The sequence below is a fragment of the Candidatus Oscillochloris fontis genome (assembly GCF_004138135.1).
GTDB lineage: Bacteria > Chloroflexota > Chloroflexia > Chloroflexales > Chloroflexaceae > Oscillochloris > Oscillochloris fontis.
This window is the reverse complement of record NZ_RYFD01000064.1, coordinates 1-16,310: the sequence shown is the minus strand read 5'-3', so window position 1 is coordinate 16,310 and position 16,310 is coordinate 1. Positions and strand designations below refer to the sequence as shown.

Below are 16,310 nucleotides of genomic sequence, written 5' to 3'. Positions count from 1 at the left end.
CGCTACGGGCGACGCAAGGAGCATGATCTGGCACGAAAGACCGTCTTTATCCGTACATACGTACTGCGTAAGGTGAGTTACCTAGCTATATAACTAAAGGAATTTGGTAATGATAGATCAAAATTCACAAGAACGCTTTAACGAATATCATTATACAACGCACTATACTCGACCCTACCGTCGTGATACATATTGGATGGCCTTCTTTGGGCAGATTGCGGATCAGATTCTTGTAAATATTAAGCCTAAGCGTGTACTTGATGCAGGTTGTGCCCTGGGTTTATTGGTTGAACAACTCCGACTACGCCAGATCGAAGCCGATGGGATAGATATTTCTGAGTATGCAATCAGCCAAGCTCCAGAAACAGTGCGACCTTTCCTGCGTGTAGGATCAATCAGCGCGGCATTTGGGCAACACTACGACCTCATTATCTGCAATGAGGTTGTGGAGTATATGTCGCAGGCAGAAGCCGAGCAGACGATTGTAAACCTATGCATGCATAGTGATGATATTCTCTTCTCCTCAGTACCACTCGATTTCAAATCAGATACCCGTTGCAATGTTCATCCAATCGAATATTGGGCCGAACTCTTTGCGCGTCAAGGGTTTGTACGCGATGTAGATTTTGATGTGAGTTTTTTAAGCCCATGGACCATTCGATTTCGGCGTAGTAGCGAGCCAATTCACCGCCTGCTGCGTGATTATGAGCGCCGGTTTTGGGAGTTATGGAAGGCCAACACCGATCTGCGCGAATTGGTGCTTGAGCAGCGTACTCATGAGCGGGAAACTGAGCAAGAGAAGGAGCGTGTGCATCAGCAAGCCGAGGTATTGGCGTTACAGCAGCAACTCATTGCCATTACTGCGCGACTCGATTACCAATCCCTGTGTGATTCGGCTGAGGCGCATGGATTACGAAAAACCGCCGATACGCCACCCAATCCTAATCTCTACATTCATCACCTTGAGAAAGAGCTACGCAACCGGGATCAGTATATTGGCTGGCTAGAGAATATCATCCGCGCCTTTGAACAGGGCCTCTTTATGTCGGTGCAGCGTGAGTTGCGGCACAGCCCACCCATTCTGCCTCCACCCCCTGGCACACCCCCACCCCAGCCTCTGCTGGTACGGGCGGTACGTCGCCTTGCTGATGAACTGCTCAAAATGCCCGGTATGCGCCGCTCAATGCCCGGTATGCCGCTAACAGCGGCTGCGCTTCCGGTACATACAGATCCCTACCTGCGATGGATCGCTGATTATGAGCCAACGGCGGAGGATCTCGCACAACAACGCCAGCAGGCGCAGCACCTCGCACAACGCCCATTGATCAGTATTATCACGCCCGTCTTTAATCCACCACCGGCTACCCTTCAGGCAATGATCGATTCGGTACGCCAGCAGACCTATGATCACTGGGAGGTCTGTTTCGCTGATGCCTCGAACCAACCTGAGATTGCGCCTATCTTGGCGCAGGCATCTGCAACCGATCCCCGTATTCGTGTACAGTATCTGAGCGCGAATGGCGGCATTAGTGCGAACTCGAATGCGGCGTTGGCAATGGCGCAGGGTGAGTTCGTCCTCTTGGCCGATCATGATGATACGCTCGCACCACACGCACTCTTTGCCCTAGCCGAATGTATTGCCGCCCAACCTGATGTGGATGTGATCTACTTTGATGAAGATAAGATCACCGAGGATGGTACACAGCGGCATAGCCCCTGGTTTAAGCCGCCTGGACGCTCCCCCGATCTCATGTTGGCCACCAACTACCTGATGCACGGGTTGTTCCGGCGCGATCTGGTGGAAACGGTGGGTCGCTTTGATCCCGCCACCGATGGGGCGCAGGATTGGGATCTGGCGCTGCGCTGTTTTGATCAGACCCAGCGGATTGCGCATATTCCGCAGATTCTCTACCATTGGCGTCAGGTTCCTGGTTCGGCAGCACGGGAAGCGAATGCCAAACCTTGGGCGCTCGCGGGCCAAGAGCGGGCTTTGCGTAGCCACTTGGATCGGATTGGGGCATCCAATGCCCAGGTACACCGCCTCAGCCCTAGCGATCTGCATGTCGTCTGGCCAACTGCGGGTCGCCTTGTTTCGATCATCATTCCCACTCGTGATAAACCCGATCTGATTCGGGCATGTGTGCAGTCTATTCTGACCCAAACTGCCTACCCACACTATGAGATCGTGCTGGTGGATACTGGCTCAACCGATGCACAGACGCTGGCCTTCTATGCCGAACTGCGCACCAATCCGCGTATCACCTTTGTCACCTATAGCGGCGAGTTTAACTATTCGCGGGCGAACAACCTGGGTGTCGCCCATGCCAAGGGCGATCTGCTGCTCTTCCTGAATAATGACACTGAGGTACGCAGCGCCAATTGGCTTGATGAGTTGGTAGGCTGGATCGAACGTCCTGAAGTCGGCGTTGTGGGGTGTAAGTTGGTACGCCCTGATGGGACAACCCAACATGCGGGTATTGCTATCGGCTTGGGTGGGCATGGCAGCCATCTCTTTGATGGTGTAGCAACGCCGCTCTATGGGCCGTTTGGCTCATCCGAATGGTACCGCGATCTGCTGGCCGTAACCGGGGCATGCCTCATGACCCGCCGCGGTGTCTTTGTTGCCGTGGGCGGCTTTGATGATCGCTACCGAATCGGGTTTAGTGATATTACCTTCTGTCTGTATGCGTATGCGCGGGGATTGCGGGTGGTCTATACGCCTTGGACGACACTCCTCCACCACGAGGGTGCGTCGCGGGGGCTTGATGTTCCAGTTGCCGATGTGATACGCGCAACCGTAGAACTCTTACCCTGGATTGCGCAAGGTGACCCGTATGTGAATCCTAACCTCTCTGGAGTAGAGCGCATTCCTGCGGTAGCCGGACGCAATGAGGAGTCATGGGCTGAACGTTTGGCGCGTATTCTGGTGGCCTTCCACCTCGCCGAGGCGTCAGCCCCACGCTGGGTTGAAACAGCGGCACACCATCTGCGTGATGCACCGTTCCGCCATAAACGGGAGGTGTCGCACCCACCCCACATGCTCTTGTGTAGCCATGAGTTCTCGCAGAGTGGTGCGCCTCTCATCCTCTTCCAACTCGCACGCCAGATGCAGGCGCGTGGCTATCAGGTTACTATTGCCGCCCCACACGATGGGCCATTGGCTGCGGCTATCCAAGCGGCTGGGATTGGTGTGCGAGTGGTTGAGGGCCTCTATGATAATGCCCTTCGAGCCGCAATGGTGGTGCGGGATTATGATATGGTCTGGGTGAATACGATCCTGGGCTGGCGGGTGGTGATCGCTGCCTATGCAACTGAGGTACCATGTGCTTGGTGGATTCATGAGTCTGGCTTTGGCCGCGATCTAGTAGATGCCGAGCCGACTATTCGCCAGGCGTTTGCCTTGGCCGATGAGATTGTCTTCCCTGTATCTGCAACTGCCCAACGCTATGCCGATATTGCACGTATGAAGCCACCCGTGTGCATTCCTCATGGGGTGTTTGCACCTGAAATCCAATCTCAACGCCAATTAAGCTATCCGGGGCGCGTATCGCTGGTGGTACTGGCAAGTATTGAGTATCGCAAAGGCCAGCATGTCCTTCTTGATGCCTTGGCGTATCTGCCACCCGCTATGCGCGATCAACTTGATGTCTATCTGGTCGGTACGGTGTTAGATGCCTCTTACTACTATACCCTGCGCTGCCATCCGTCTGCGAAGCGCAATGTCTATTTTACTGGACAACTGGATCATCAACAAGCATTGGCCTATTTAGCCTGTGCAGACATATTTGCCATCTCTTCCTATGATGAAGTCTTACCGATTTCACTATTGGAATCCATGGCGCTCAGTAAGGCTATTTTGGCAACAAATGTGGGTGGAGTAAGTGAAGTAGTGCGTCATGAACAGGAGGGGTTACTGGCTCCGGCTGGTGATGCACAGGCATTGGCCCAGCATCTAGCAACACTGATCGAGTCGCCGACATTACGGACGCACCTTGGTGCTGCCGCCTATACTCGTTACGAAGAGGCATTTACCGCCGAGATCTTTGCTACTACCATGGAGGCTGTTGCCACACGGTTGATCTCCACGCTGGAGGATGACGATGCACCGTGTCTTGATCATCAGTAGCGACCCGATTTCGGAGAATTTGGCAGGGGTCGGCATCCGTGCGGTAGAAATGGCGCGTGGCCTGAGTACGAGCGCCTATGTCACCCTCGCCGCCCCGGAACGCGCCGACCTCAATCTGCCTGGGGTGCAGATGATCGCCTTTGCGCGTGAGGATGAGAACACCATCGGCAATCTCGCTGGTCAGTCCGACATTATCATCTTCCAGGGCTATAGCCTCATGCGCTATCCGGTGATCGGCACACTGAACAAGCGCCTTGTGGTGGACATCTACGATCCCTATTACCTAGAAGGTTTGGAACTCTTCATCAAGCATCCCGCCGAACAGGGCCAGCAGATCGCCGAACACACACTTGCGTCATTGGTTGACCAACTCAAGGTGGGCGATTTCTTCCTCTGTGCCAGCGAGCGCCAACGCGATTTCTGGGTCGGTATGCTCACCAGCGCGGGCCGCCTGAGCCCCGCTGGCTACCGCAATGATCCCACGTTCCGCTCGCTGATTGATGTGGTGCCCTTTGGCTGCCCCGATACCCCGCCGATCCATACCCAACCCGTACTCCGTGGCGTGGTACCCGGCATTGCCGAGGATGATACGATCCTCCTCTGGGGCGGCGGGATCTGGGATTGGCTCGATCCGCTCACGGTGATCGCGGCCATGGGGCGTATCCGCGCCCAACGCCCCAAGCTGAAGCTCTTCTTCCTTGGCAAACGCCACCCCAACCCCGCCGATGTGCCCGAAATGGCCATGTATGAGCGGGCGGTGTCCCTCGCCGCAGAATTGGGCCTCTTGGGGCAGACGGTCTTCTTTAACGACCGCTGGGTGCCATACAATGAGCGTGCCAACTATCTGCTCGAAGCCGATATTGGGGTGAGCGCCCACCAAGAACATATCGAGACCCGCTTCGCCTTCCGCACCCGTCTCCTCGATTGTATCTGGGCCGGCTTGCCGATGGTGGTCTCCTCCGGCGACACGTTGGCCGATACGGTGGTCGCGCAAGGTCTGGGCTACGCGGTCGGTATTGGTGATGTGGATGGTTTTGCCCAAGCACTGCTCGATCTCACGAGCAGCCCCGACCCGCGTGGGCGCTACGCGGCCACCTTTGACGCGGTACGCGCCCAGTTTACCTGGAGCCGCAGCCTAGAGCCGCTGGTCAACTTCTGTCGCCAGCCATACGCTGCCGCAGACCGACTACGCCTCGATACCCACACCAAGCCAGCCGCGATGAAACGCGAGGCCAAGTTAGAGGCGATGATTGCCGAGAAGAATCGCCATATTGCCCAGCTTGAAGATCTGATCAAGCGGCTCGAATCGGGGCGCTTGATGCGCCTGCTGCGCTGGATCGAGCAGCGTAGGAAACGGTCGTAGGGACGCAAGATTTTGCGTCCCTACGTCGCGGCGCCACCCGTTGCGTCGCGGCGCCACCCGTTGCGTCGCGGCGCCACCCGTTGCGTCGCGGCGCCACCCGTTGCGTCGCGGCGCCACCCGTTGCGTCGCGGCGCCACCCGTTGCGTCGCGGCGCCACCCGTACATGTAGAGACGCAAGATTTTGCGTCTCTACGTCGCGGCGCCACCCGCCACCACCCGGTAACAGAGCAACGCCTGACGCAACTGGGTCTCCAGCAATGCCACCTGCGTCTCTCCATCCATCTGCTGGCGCAATGCCACCAAGCTGGCATGCGCCGCCTGGTTGAAGCGGGTCTGCTGGTGCAGCACGGGCAACACATACCAGCGCGTGGCCACACTGTTCCAGGCTCGGCGCAGTGCGGCCACCAACGGCAAGTGCGAGTGGAACTGATGCTCGTGGAGCAGTGCCGTTGCTTCGGTTGCGGCAAGCAGTGCGCTGAGTTGGGGGGCTGGGTAGCCCAAGAGCAGCCGCGCTGCGTCTGGCCACAGATCGGGTTGCTCTTGCATCTGCGCGGGGATGCTGGCCAGGATGCGTCCGTGTTCCAGAATCTGGGCTTGGGTTGGGGCATCGGGCATGGCGAGGCCATCAGGGAGTGCCTCGCGGTAGACCAACCCCGCCACTGCGCGATCCAGTGGGGCGGCTAGGGCTAAACGCCGCGCTTCGGCAGGGCTGAAGGTGCGCCACAGATCAAGCCAGGGCAGATGCTTACAGGCGAAGCGCAGCCGGTTGCGGTGGTGGTAGTAGTAGAAGGCTCCGCTGGCCCTGCCGGTTGAGGCACCCTCACTGTGGCGCAGCACCGAACCCGGCGCATAGCGGGTCGCCCATCCCAATGCCTTGGCCCGCCAACAGAGATCAATATCCTCGAAGTAGGCCGGAAAGAAGCCCGCATCCAGCCCGCCCAGACGATCCCACAGGCTGCGCCGCAGCGCCAACGACGCCCCGGTGACAAACGGCACCACCCGCGTATCTTCGTACTGCCCGCGATCCACCTCGCCATAGCCGCGATGGCTGGCGAGCAGCTCCGGCTGGCTGATCTGGCCCCCCGCGTGCAGAATCGTGTGCCCCGCGAGATCGAGGATCTTGCTCCCCGCAATACCACACCCTGGCATGTCCAGCGTCGCAATCAGATCATCGAGCCAGTGCGCATCAACCAGCGTGTCGGGGTTGAGCAACACCACATACTCGCCATGGCTCGCCGCCACGCCAATCTGCACCCCTCCCCCAAAGCCGTGGTTCAGCGCTTGCGGTAAGAGCAGCGCAGTGGGTAGGTGTTGACGCACCAGCGCCACACTCGCATCCTGCGAGGCATTATCTACCACCACAATCTGTGGGCGTGGCTCATACTCCAGAGCGCACAGCGCAGCACAGCAGGTGGGTATATGCTCCGCACTGTTATAGGTGACGAGAATAATCGAGACACTGGGGCGCATAGCGACGATCCTGGGCTAAGTATGGGTGTTGTTGGCTAGATTGGCACCCCCTAGGTCAGCGTGGTCGAGAGAATGACTCGGTTGGTTGCCTGGGTGCGGGAGAATTGCGGGTTGTTTGGAACGTAGAGACGCAACATATTGCGTCTAGTAGAGACGCAACATATTGCGTCTAGTAGAGACGCAACATATTGCGTCTAGTAGAGACGCAACATATTGCGTCTAGTAGAGACGCAACATATTGCGTCTAGACGCAACATATTGCCTCTCTACCCCAAAAATTCCGCCAACAAACTGTGGTAGACATCCGGGCGCTCGATCATCGGCAGGTGCCCGCAGCGCTCGATCCACACTAGGCGACAGGTGGGGATCATCTCGGCGGCCTTAAAGGTGCCGGGGGTGGGCATGATGTTGTCGTGGCGCGCCCCGATGATTAGGGTTGGGCACTGGATCTCGCGCAGGGCGGAGTTGATCGCCGGATCGCTCGAACTCGCCGCGCTCTCCACCGCCGTCTGCGTATCCATCTTCAAAAAGTCGGCGAAACTCTCACGCAGCAGCGCATCATCGTTGGGGGTTCGGTAAAAAAAGCGACTAGAGACTGTGCGGTAGAAGAAGCGCCGTTCGGCCATCCAGGGGCGACGCAGCATCATCCACAACGTCATCACCTTATGCACCTGATCCACGATCTGGCGTTCGCGCTCATTCCGAAAGGTGCTGAAGTTACTCAACACCAACCGCCGCACCCGTTGGGGAGCGCGTGCCGCCAAGTAGGCGGCCACCCCACCCGAAAAGGAGTGGCCGTTGAGATCGAACTGATCGAGCCCCAATTGATCGGCAAATGCCAGCACCAGTTCGGCTAGTTGTCGCCCGCTGGTATGTCCAGGTAGCGCGGGCGAATCGCCATACCCTGGCAGATCGATGGCGATCACATCATGCTGATCCGCTAATGTCTCCAGGGTACCCCGCCAGTAGCGGGAAGAACCGCCCCAGCCATGAATGAGCAGCAGCGGTCGTCCCCGTCCGTGGCGACGATAGGCGATGGGACTCCCCGCCACTGTTGTGTGCAGGAGCGGAGCATGGGCAGGAAGGAGAGACGCACTCATGGAATCTCCACATGTTTGGGCCGGATATGTACCCAATCGTGGATGAAGCGTTCGACCCAGTGCCACTGCTCAACCGTATCGGGGACGGGCTGGCCCCGTGCGGCACTGATCACCCCGAAGGCTTCATCGGGTTCCATACCCAGCACACCTAACACACTCGCTGCAATGGTTGATGAACGCCCGATACCCATCCAGCAATGAATCGCCACCGACCGTCCCGCCTTCAGATCATCTACAATCGCCGCCACAAAGGCAGCCGTGTCTTCATCGAGCGGTGGCGTGGCAAAATCAAAGATCGGCAACGACCGGAACTCCATTCCCTCTGCCTGCGCCAAGCTCGGTTCAGCCTCAAGGCCGCTATCTTCCTGCTCTGGCAGACCAAGTAGCGAGATCAGGACATCAACACCATCGGCCCGCAAGGCCGCCATCTCTTCGGCTAACAGGGCACCGCCACGTGGGTGGGGCAGCGTGCCCAGTCGTCCGCCAACGGGGGTGGTGAACCAGTAGACCATGGGTTGCATCTCAACTCCTCATGAATTTCCGGGAAGCTTCAAGCTTCCCGGAAATTCTTACTGTCGCATGGCCTCTGGCAACTGCACTGCAACCACCTCACCACGCACGCACACCTCGCCCCCGGCGATGATCCACGCCTCAACCACCACCTTGCGCCCCTTGACCTCTTTGACCCGCCCGCGTACTTCAAGTGGATCGCCCAGTGGGGTGGGGCGGAGGTAACTGACGTTGAGTGCCGCAGTCACATAGCGCAGCGGTGGCTCGCTATCCATTCCACGCCCTTCGGCGCGATAGCCCGCCGCCGCTGCGGTGCCTGTTCCGTGGCAATCAATTAACGAAGCCAGCATGCCGCCATATACATAGCCCGGTACGGCGGTGTGATACGGTTTGGGGGTGTAGTAGGCCACACTCTCCTCACCATCCCAGCGGCTCTTGAGCTGAATACCATGCTCGTTCAGCCGCCCACAGCCATAACAGTGGCTCAGATCATCCGGGTAGTAGTCTTGAAATGCGAGATCGCTCATTGCGCCATTGCACCTTTCGTTCAACATTGATTGTTGGTAGGGGCGAAACATTGCCCTCCAACCCAGGTTGTGTTGCTCAAACCCCATAGGAGGCGATGCTTTGCCCCTACTAATGAACTAATTCGACCATATCTGAGAGTTGCCCCTTCAGATACTTTTCGATAGCGATCTCAATACTCGGAATTTGGGTGCGAATGGCATTAATTCCAGCACTGCGTAGCCGCTGATCCATGCCTGCGCCCATACCTCCCGCAATCACCACTTGGCAATCGCGGATGGCATCCAGAATTGCGTCATGGCGCGGGTCGCTGTGGCTGTGATCATGGTCATGGTCATGGTCATGACCGTGCGAGTGGCAATCTTCCTTGGATCGCAGTTCGCGGGCTACTTCGTTTCCGTCTTCTACGGTGACAACGACATATTGGCGTGCCCGTCCGAAATGGCGACTAATCGTAGTTCCGTTATCACTCACTAGAGCGATCTTCATGGGTTATTCCTCATTAATCTTCGCATTGCGCCGTCGCCCCGAATTGCGACGCGGCTTGCTGGTTGGTTCTTCTTCGACGGGGCTGCTCTCGCTGCTGCTCTCGTCAGCATCGCTGCTCACCTCATCTGGAGTCAGAGCATGCTCATCTGCAAGCTCTTTCAGGAGGGTGAAGAGTTCAATCGGCAGTAGCACCCCGCTGGGGTAGCCCTTCTGGGTGACGATCACCGGGCGTCCGGTGCTGTTCGCTCGCTTGATCAGTGACGCAAGCGATGAGGCGGCCTTCGAGATGGGAACAACGCCGCGCTGAAGGTCCACATCCAAGTTTAGAGTTGTCCGGCTGGTCATAGCAGAACATCTTTTCTTATGATGTACTCAGGATAAGTCTCGTACAGGATAACATAGATCGCTTGTAGATGTATAGTACCTCTACAGTATGAATGTTGAGTAGTTCCTCACTATGCAGTTATGTATATCTCTATTTATAGAAATAGCCACTGTAAATGATCTACTCCCACACGCCTGTCTCTACAAAGTGAGTCAACTCGGTGACACTCAACGAGGCGATGCCGAGGCGTTCCAAGGTACGCCCTTTGCGCCAATAGTCGGTGCGGTGGATAATGCACGCTAACCGAATGATGCTGTCAATCCCCGACACCGCCACCCCATAGCGTTGTCCAAGCGCCGCAATTGGCACCAGGCTCATGGGAACATCCTCGAAAATATAGCGGTGGAAGAGGGTCGCTGGGGCTTTGATTCCAACATAGCCCGGCTGATTGTGAATCGCATCATATAGCGTGTTGCCTGTCGCATTATACGCCAAAGCGAGCCATTCCTGTGCAGTACGCGCACGAATGCCGAGTGCGGCGGCAACCGTTACCCGTTCACGATCAAGCACTTCTAAAACCCGTGCCACCGAGGGCGTGGCTCCGTCCAGATAAAACTGGAAGTCGCCATTGGTCGATTCGATCCGCCCGGCGTTGAGGATGGTGAGCGCCGGGTGGAAGATCGCACCCATGTTGTTCAGCCCGGTGTGCAGTACGTTCATCCCATGGATGTACTGCGGGAAGGCGTCTTTGATCGCCTCAAGCACCGCGTCGGTTCGGGTTGAAGGTAATGCGGCCAGTGGCACCGCGTCTTTGATGCGGAAGATGCGTACCTGAGCCGGGCCATCCGAGCGGCTGGCGTAGAGGAAGGTTTCGGTCTCGGCAACTGTGACATCAGCGCGACATCCGGCATCGCGGAGCAGGCGCGCTACCTCGATAGCCCCGCCGGTGCGCCCCGGATGCAAGAGCAGGATCTGGCCATCACGGAGGTGCGGCGCACACGCCCGCGCAATGTCGGCATGGGCCGAGGAGGGTACCACCACCATGAGGATCTGACCATGGGTGATGGCTGCCTGTATGTCCGAGGTGACCAACTTGAGTTGCCCGAATCCGCGCAGGTTGGGGTCATTACTGTCTAGTTCGATCCCGCCCCGTTTGGCGATGGCGTAAATATGATCGGCGGTGCGGTTGTAAAGTGCGACCTCAAAGCCCATGAGGGCGAGGTGGGCGGCCATGGCTTTGCCGCCATTACCGGCCCCGATGATGGTGTAGGGGGTCGGGGGCATGTCTGTTCCTCCCAGGCAATTAGCCGATCAGCATCTGAATGCGGCTGCGCTCATCTATTGGTTGACCTACTGTGTTGACCGCGATACATGCTCCATTGATGATCTGGGTGCGTACCTTCCCCGGCGCGAAGCGGTTGTTGCGCAGGTGGGGCGCATCGAGTAGGCCGATCTGTACCGCCCGCGCCAGTGTGGCTGGGTTGAGCAGTGGATCATCCACGTCTGCTCCCGCAATTGTGCCGATGGCCTCCAGCAGCATGCTGGTTTCGGAAACCAGTTCGGCGACCCGCGCTTGTACATGGCGATCCGCCGCCATGTCGGGTTGGCCTCGCAATGCGCTGGCAATGCTGCGCCGCGCTAATCCACACGACTCGATCACATCCTCGGCTGTCGCCGCATGATCGGCTTCGCTATACCCAACCACATGCACGATGTCGGGGTGCAACGCCATCTGGAGATACACGCTGGTGGCAAGGTGGGATCGCGCTGCGGTGGGGTCGAGCGGGTAGCTCAGCAGGCCGGTGCGGGTCTCCTTCCAGATGCGGAAGGTGGGGCTGGCGAGCGGTTCGATCATGGCCAATATGGCCAACATCTTCGCCAGATCCATCACGTCGCTATGCCCCGGTGGGCTGTTGAACATCAACTGGGCGATGTAGTCGCCCACCCCAGCCGCCCGCGCATGGTACGCGGCGAGATAGGCACTCGCCACGACCACTGTATCCGGGGCGTCACGCATGCCCCAGTGGTGTGGCTCGTTCAGTTCCACCGGGATGCCGCGTGTACCGTACCAGCGCATCACCGCCTGGTGCTCGCGGATCGAGCCTTCCAGATCCCAGGGGCCGCGCCCATCCATGGCGTTGAACCAGAAGAGCGGGATGGCGCACCATGCAATGTTGATGCTCTGCACATACATCTCGGCCAGTTCAATGAAGTCGTCGGTGCCGGAGTAGGTGCGCATGAGCGGGTAGTTGCCCCGGCGACTAGCTGCGTAGAGGCGCTGATAGTCCTCAATGCTGCGCACTGGCACGCCGCCCGCGCCCATCCGGCGCACATCCTGGCGTTCGGGGTGGAAGAAGTGCTCCTGCGCATCCTGATCAATCCCCAACGAGATGACATCCAACACCCCCGCTTCGGCGATCTGGGCGATGCCCGCTTCCGTCGCCTCCATACTGGGCAGGCCAAAGTGGTGCCGGATGAGCGGGAAGGGAGCCTTCCACTGCCGTCGCGCCACCATGGTTTGTGGGTAGTCACTGGCGCTGGGCTGGGTGAGCGTTTGGCCCTTCAGGTAGGCCAGCACCTGCTCGTCACCCTCGCTACCATCAAAGACGCGCTCGAAGAAGCCCAGACTCTGCGCCAACATCGCCACTGGCGGTGTCCCGGCGAAGGCAAACCGCACCCCCGTCTGCGCCAGATCATCCGCTGCCTCGGCAAACTCGCCCAACAACTGCGCACCCGTCTCTGGGGTCAGGCGGTACGAAACCCCCACCAACGTCGCCGCTTCGCGCTGCGCTGCCATCAACACCTCGCCAATCGGTGTCGCTGGCCCCAAAAAAACGGTGCGCCAGCCGGCTGCCTCGGCAAGCCGCAGGAAGTTCATGACCCCCGCGACATGCACACACTCGCCCAATGCTGCTGCGATGACTGTCTTCATGTTCCTTCCCTCTCAGTATGGCATAGGCGAAATCCATCTTCGGTGGGGGTTCGGGGCGCAGCCCCAAGGACTTTGCCCGTGCCAAGCGCGAACCGCTATTCAAAACGGAAAAAAGAACGGTACAGCCACCAAACATACCCCCAAGATCAAGATCTGTAACGGCAACCCCGCCCGTGCATAATCACTAAAGCGGTAGCCTCCCGGTGTCAGTACGAGCGTATTGACTGGGGTTGCTATCGGGGTGGCAAAGGCGGTGGAGGCGGCTAAGGCGGTGGCTACCAGCAACGGCTCCGGGTTGACCCCAATGCGTAGGGATGCCTCTAGCGCAATCGGGGCCAGCAGCACCGCCGTGGCGGTGTTCGAGATGAACTGGCTGAAGAGGCTGGTGAGGACAAAGATGCCCGCCATCAGTGCCAACGGCCCCATCGCCCCCAAGGTGCTGCTGAGGCTCGAAGCAATCAGCGCCGCTCCGCCGGTCTCCTGCAAGGCGGTGGACATGGGTAACATCGCCGCGATCAGGATCAGGCTCTCCCAACTCATACGTCGGTAAACACCCGCAATCGGTACGCACCCGCTCAGTACCATTGCCACCGCCGCCAACAGTGCTACCGTCATGGTGGGCAACCAACCTAGCACCATCGCCACTAGCATGATCAGCATAATCGCCACCGCAATCGGCCAACGCGGCGAGATCGCTTCGGCGAAGCGCTCCTCTAGTTCACGCGGTATCGAGGCGACCACAAAATCACCAAAGTAGCGCTGCTCCTGCACGACGGGTGCCAAGGCAGCGCTTGACCCCGCTACCAGCAGGGTGTCACCAAATTGAAGTTCGATCTGCGCCAGATCGCCAGCCAACGGTTTGCCCAGCCGCCGAATGCCGAGAACTGTCACATTGAAGGTATTCCGCACATTGATCTCCCGAATCGTCCGATCAATGAAGCGCGAACGGGGCGTGAGCGCCACCTCGATGATGTGCAGATCCCGATTGAGCAATTCGGCATCGGGATCAACCTGCAACTGGGCCAGATCCTGTTCACGAACCAACTCGGCCACCCGTGCGGCTGGGATCTGCACCTCGATCAGATCGCCCGCTCGGAGTTGAGTCCGCGCATGGGCGGGTTGGGCATGTTCTGGTGCGGCACGCCCAATTGGCCAGGGCTGCACCGCCACGACCGTGGCTCCATAACGGGTGCGCAGCCCACTCTCGGCCAGGTTGCGGCTAATCAGGGGCGAGGTGGCATTCACCCGCAGGCGGGCGATGCTATCGGGGAGCAGCAGGTACTCGGATGAGAGTTGGGCCAACGAGACTTGGCGATGACTCCCGCTTGTATCTGGGTTGATGCGGGCGGGAACGAGCTTGCGCCCCACCAGCGCCATAAACAGAACCCCCACCACCAGGATCATCAGCCCCACCGGCATAAAGCTGAAGAAGCCCAAGGGGGCATGGCCTGCGCTGACGAGGGCGTTGCTCACCACAAGATTCGGGGGCGTCCCAATGAGCGTGAGCATGCCACCTATCAGCGCGGCATAGGCCATCGGGATCAGAATCCGCGAGGGGCTAAACCCCGCCCGTCGTGCCAGACTCACCGCCACTGGCATCATGATCGCCACTGTGCCAGTGGAACTGATGAAGGCCGAGAGCGGCGCGACCACCAGCATGGTCATCACCAAGATGCGCAGTTCATTCGTCCCGGCCACCCGCCCCAACCAGCGCCCCATCGCATTGGCGACCCCGGTTTGGAAGAGGCCATCACCAACCACAAAGAGCGCCGCGATCAGGATGACGGTGGTATCACCAAACCCGGCCACTGCCTGGGCGGGGGTGAGAATGCCGGTGAGTAGCAGTGCCAGCAGCGCCAGCAGCGCCACCAGATCGAGCCGCAAACGGTCGCTGATAAAAAGGGCTATCGTTCCTGCTAAGATGCCAAAGACGATCAGAATATCAATGGTCATCGCTACTCCGTGTAGGATCTCCTGACTCGATCTCGCTAATCCGCTCGGCGACGCTGCGTAACAAGCCCTCATACCGCGCATCTAGCCCCATGTCGCCCAACGCCTGCCCCGCCGCCCGCACGAGGCTCGACGCCATCGCTGGCGTGGCGGTAGGTGGGTGTGGCTCCGGCGGGGTGGCAGTTTCGAGATTCCACAGGGGGTGCGCGTGTAGCCGCCGTAGCACTGGCCAGCCATACAGACGCGCCAGGAACCGTGCATAGCCCAACGCGGCGGCCTCCAGGGTATGCTCGCGGGCGACAAAGGCGCGAGCGCGTACACCTAATGCCTCGGCCAGATCGCGCCGTTCGAGCAACAGGTGGCAGTAGGCCAGCAGGAGATCCGATTCTGCCGCCTCCACATCTACCTGCGCTACCACCCCGGCGGGAAGTTCGGCAAACGACCCCACCGCACTCACCAGGGTGGGCCGTCCGGCTCCCAACAGCCGCAACAGGCTCGCGCTCGTCTCACCGGCGGTGGGGTGGCGCAGATTGATACACAGATCCGCCGCTGCCACGTAGGCTTCAAACTGCGCACGTGGCACATAGCCGGTGATCGTTACCGCATCGCTCAGCCCCATGCGCCCAATTAGGCCCGCCAGATCATAGTTGGGCGAGACACTGCCGACCAGGATGTAGCGCGCATCATGGCCAGCATCGCGCAGGCTGCGCAACGCCCGCAGCGCCGGTTCAATCCGTTTCCAAGCGTTGATGTGGCCGAAACTCGCCAACACCACCGCTGTTGTGGGCAACCCCACCAGTGCCCGCGCCTGCTCCTGCGGAATGACGGGCGGCAAGGGGACTCCCATCGGCACCACCGCCGACGGCAACTCCGGGCGCAGCGCGGCGGCCCGTTCCACCACATACTGGCTATGGGCGATCAGCCCGCGCGCCGCTGCGATCACCGGCTCAGCGCAGGGGAACCCGAAGGCTGCATCGGTAAAGCGCGAGCGGATCATCAGTTGCGCCATATGATCGCCCGCTTCGCCATAGCGCTCGCGCATCGCCCGCACATAGATCTGCACATCGTGTTGCACATTCGCCGCATACCAGAGCATAAAGTGGTGTAACACCCACTCATGCAGCACCACCACCCCCGGCATACGCTGGGCGGCACGCCAGATCCCGGCGTGGGCCGGGCTGTTGCCCATGTGGTAGACGATGCCATCATACGCACGGCGGCGCAACTCGCTGGGCAAACGCCGTAAGGGCAGCACCTCTAGATGCTGCCCCAACTGCGGGTTGCTCGGTTTCAGCCCATCCTCAACAAAGAGCGTAATCTCGGCATACTGCCCTAGGTAGGGCAACAACTCCTCGCTATAGTCCGCGATCCCCGATGCCGCCGGATTGACCGGCGAGCAGTAGGCGATACGCGGTGGACGCGGCGTGTCTGCCATGGGCTACCCTGCTACTTTCTACGTGATCACATGTGATCAGCGGATGAAATTCCTGCTTCATCCCAGCGTGCCATCCGAGGATGGT

12 protein-coding genes are annotated in these 16,310 nt (G+C 59.2%); 2 read left to right on the top strand and 10 right to left on the bottom strand.

The features are described from left to right. The first annotated feature begins 109 nt into the window (after positions 1-109). Together EKD03_RS16740 and EKD03_RS16735 are read left to right on the top strand one after the other, a co-directional pair. Entirely contained in the window at positions 110-4,126 is a 4,017-nt protein-coding gene (locus EKD03_RS16740) for a glycosyltransferase (RefSeq protein ID WP_129633364.1), read from the top strand. Beyond that, complete coding sequence (locus EKD03_RS16735) at positions 4,101-5,489, top strand: glycosyltransferase family 4 protein (protein ID WP_129633362.1); 1,389 nt, start codon at positions 4,101-4,103, stop codon at positions 5,487-5,489. The genes EKD03_RS16740 and EKD03_RS16735 overlap by 26 nt, the downstream gene beginning before the upstream one ends. A gap of 189 nt (positions 5,490-5,678) precedes the next feature. On the opposite strand, the gene EKD03_RS16730 is transcribed toward EKD03_RS16735, so the two are convergent. From EKD03_RS16730 to EKD03_RS16685, 10 genes are all read right to left on the bottom strand, one after another. Next, positions 5,679-6,959, bottom strand: coding sequence for a glycosyltransferase family 2 protein (locus tag EKD03_RS16730; protein WP_129633360.1), 1,281 nt, complete (start codon positions 6,957-6,959; stop codon positions 5,679-5,681). A 266-nt stretch (positions 6,960-7,225) separates the two neighbouring features. After that, entirely contained in the window at positions 7,226-8,059 is an 834-nt protein-coding gene (locus EKD03_RS16725) for an alpha/beta fold hydrolase (RefSeq protein WP_129633358.1), read from the bottom strand. Beyond that, complete coding sequence (locus tag EKD03_RS16720; protein ID WP_129633356.1) at positions 8,056-8,580, bottom strand: protein-tyrosine phosphatase family protein; 525 nt, start codon at positions 8,578-8,580, stop codon at positions 8,056-8,058. The genes EKD03_RS16725 and EKD03_RS16720 overlap by 4 nt, the downstream gene beginning before the upstream one ends. Positions 8,581-8,628: 48 nt before the next feature. After that, positions 8,629-9,096: a PaaI family thioesterase gene (locus tag EKD03_RS16715; protein ID WP_129633354.1), complete on the bottom strand. Its 468-nt coding sequence runs from the start codon at positions 9,094-9,096 to the stop codon at positions 8,629-8,631. 109 nt (positions 9,097-9,205) lie between these two features. After that, complete coding sequence (locus EKD03_RS16710; protein WP_129633352.1) at positions 9,206-9,583, bottom strand: NifB/NifX family molybdenum-iron cluster-binding protein; 378 nt, start codon at positions 9,581-9,583, stop codon at positions 9,206-9,208. Between the two features lie 3 nt (positions 9,584-9,586). Then, positions 9,587-9,928, bottom strand: coding sequence for a type II toxin-antitoxin system Phd/YefM family antitoxin (locus EKD03_RS16705; protein WP_129633350.1), 342 nt, complete (start codon positions 9,926-9,928; stop codon positions 9,587-9,589). A gap of 160 nt (positions 9,929-10,088) precedes the next feature. After that, positions 10,089-11,192: an NAD/NADP-dependent octopine/nopaline dehydrogenase family protein gene (locus tag EKD03_RS16700; protein ID WP_129633348.1), complete on the bottom strand. Its 1,104-nt coding sequence runs from the start codon at positions 11,190-11,192 to the stop codon at positions 10,089-10,091. Between the two features lie 19 nt (positions 11,193-11,211). Further along, positions 11,212-12,840, bottom strand: coding sequence for a methionine synthase (locus EKD03_RS16695; RefSeq protein WP_129633346.1), 1,629 nt, complete (start codon positions 12,838-12,840; stop codon positions 11,212-11,214). Between the two features lie 99 nt (positions 12,841-12,939). Continuing rightward, positions 12,940-14,793 carry an SLC13 family permease gene (locus EKD03_RS16690; RefSeq protein ID WP_129633344.1) on the bottom strand — a complete coding sequence of 618 codons (1,854 nt, stop codon included), beginning with the start codon at positions 14,791-14,793 and terminating at the stop codon, positions 12,940-12,942. Next, positions 14,783-16,225: a glycosyltransferase family 4 protein gene (locus EKD03_RS16685; RefSeq protein ID WP_129633342.1), complete on the bottom strand. Its 1,443-nt coding sequence runs from the start codon at positions 16,223-16,225 to the stop codon at positions 14,783-14,785. The genes EKD03_RS16690 and EKD03_RS16685 overlap by 11 nt, the downstream gene beginning before the upstream one ends. Between the last annotated feature and the right edge of the window lie 85 nt (positions 16,226-16,310).

Excerpts from the sequence above, each read along its gene's own strand:
- EKD03_RS16705 (WP_129633350.1), bottom strand. The coding sequence starts at position 9,928 with ATGACCAGCCGGACAACTCTAAACTTGGATGTGGACCTTCAGCGCGGC.
- EKD03_RS16685 (WP_129633342.1), bottom strand. The coding sequence starts at position 16,225 with ATGGCAGACACGCCGCGTCCACCGCGTATCGCCTACTGCTCGCCGGTC.
- EKD03_RS16700 (WP_129633348.1), bottom strand. The coding sequence starts at position 11,192 with ATGCCCCCGACCCCCTACACCATCATCGGGGCCGGTAATGGCGGCAAA.
- EKD03_RS16710 (WP_129633352.1), bottom strand. The coding sequence starts at position 9,583 with ATGAAGATCGCTCTAGTGAGTGATAACGGAACTACGATTAGTCGCCAT.
- EKD03_RS16695 (WP_129633346.1), bottom strand. The coding sequence starts at position 12,840 with ATGAAGACAGTCATCGCAGCAGCATTGGGCGAGTGTGTGCATGTCGCG.
- EKD03_RS16725 (WP_129633358.1), bottom strand. The coding sequence starts at position 8,059 with ATGAGTGCGTCTCTCCTTCCTGCCCATGCTCCGCTCCTGCACACAACA.
- EKD03_RS16690 (WP_129633344.1), bottom strand. The coding sequence starts at position 14,793 with ATGACCATTGATATTCTGATCGTCTTTGGCATCTTAGCAGGAACGATA.
- EKD03_RS16740 (WP_129633364.1), top strand. The coding sequence starts at position 110 with ATGATAGATCAAAATTCACAAGAACGCTTTAACGAATATCATTATACA.
- EKD03_RS16730 (WP_129633360.1), bottom strand. The coding sequence starts at position 6,959 with ATGCGCCCCAGTGTCTCGATTATTCTCGTCACCTATAACAGTGCGGAG.
- EKD03_RS16735 (WP_129633362.1), top strand. The coding sequence starts at position 4,101 with ATGCACCGTGTCTTGATCATCAGTAGCGACCCGATTTCGGAGAATTTG.
- EKD03_RS16720 (WP_129633356.1), bottom strand. The coding sequence starts at position 8,580 with ATGCAACCCATGGTCTACTGGTTCACCACCCCCGTTGGCGGACGACTG.
- EKD03_RS16715 (WP_129633354.1), bottom strand. The coding sequence starts at position 9,096 with ATGAGCGATCTCGCATTTCAAGACTACTACCCGGATGATCTGAGCCAC.